We start from the raw sequence: 1,267 nt of genomic DNA, 5'->3' as shown, positions 1-1,267 counted from the left end.
TGGTCGGCCGACATAGAGGTCCCGGGCCACCCGGACCTCCAACTCTGGGCCCGTTCCGCCCAGTACGGGCTGCTGTCCGCGCTCCGCCCCGGCGCCCGGGACAGCATCGCGCCCGCCGGTCTGACCAGCGACAACTACGCGGGCATGATCTTCTGGGACGCGGAGACGTGGATGTTCCCGTCGCTGCTGGCCACCCGCCCCGAACTGGCCCGCCCGGTACTGGAGTACCGGTACCGCACCCGCGCGGCCGCCGCCGAGAACGCCGCGAAGACCTCGGTGCAGGGCCTGTTCTTCCCGTGGACGAGCGCGAGCCACGGCAAGCTGTGGTCCGAGTGCCAGAGCTGGCAGCCACCGCACTGCCTCACCCAGAACCACCTCCAGGGCGACATCGCGCTGGCCGCCTGGCAGTACTACCTCGCCACCGGCGACCGCGACTGGCTCCGCACCGAGGGCTGGCCCCTCCTCAACGGCCTTGCCCAGTACTGGACTTCACGCGCGACCAAGAACGCCGACGGCTCCTACTCCGTCAAGGAAGTGGCCGGACCCGACGAGTACAGCAACGGCGTCAACGACGCCGTCTACACCAACGCCGTCGCCGCCACCGCCCTCCGCGCCGCCGCCGAAGCGGCCCGCACCCTGGGCACCGACGCCCCCGCCGACTGGCTCACCGTCGCGAACCACCTGCGCATCCCCTACGACCCGAAGCGCAAGATCTTCCTCCAGTACGACGGCTACAACGGCTCCCAGATCAAGCAGGCCGACACCGTGCTGCTGATCTACCCGCTGGAGTGGCCCATGCCGGCCGGTGCCGGGGCCGCCACCCTCGACTACTACGCCCAGCGCACCGATCCGGACGGCCCCGCCATGACCGACGCCGTCCACGCGATCGACGCGGCGGTGATCGGCGAGCCGGGCTGCGCCGCGTACACCTATCTGCGGCGGGCCTACCAGCCCTTCGCGCGCGGTCCGTTCGCCCTGTTCTCCGAGTCGCGCGGCGACAAGGCGGGCGCGTCCGACCCCCTCGCGGGCTCCCCCGCCCAGGACTTCCTCACCGGCAAGGGCGGCTTCCTGCAGGTCTTCACCCACGGCCTCACCGGCCTGCGCCTGCGCCCCGACGCCCTCCACCTGGACCCGAGCCTGCCGCCCCAACTCACGGACGGCGTACGCCTGTCGGGGCTCCGCTGGCGCGGCCGTACGTACGACATCGCGATCGGTCCGGAGACGACGACCGTACGGCTGCGGGCCGGGGCGCCGGTCACGCTGGACA

General features: G+C 72.1%; 1 protein-coding gene. It reads left to right on the top strand.

Annotated features, from left to right (window positions below; translation table 11 throughout):
* Positions 1-1,267, top strand: a 1,267-nt coding sequence (locus ACFWI9_RS34410; RefSeq protein ID WP_387169257.1) for a glycosyl hydrolase family 65 protein, incomplete at both ends; no start/stop codon positions are given.

This window comes from Streptomyces sp. NPDC127084 (assembly GCF_042724175.1).
Classification (GTDB): Bacteria; Actinomycetota; Actinomycetes; order Streptomycetales; family Streptomycetaceae; genus Streptomyces.
Note: the sequence above shows the minus strand (reverse complement) of the source record. Positions and strands in the feature narration are given on the sequence as shown.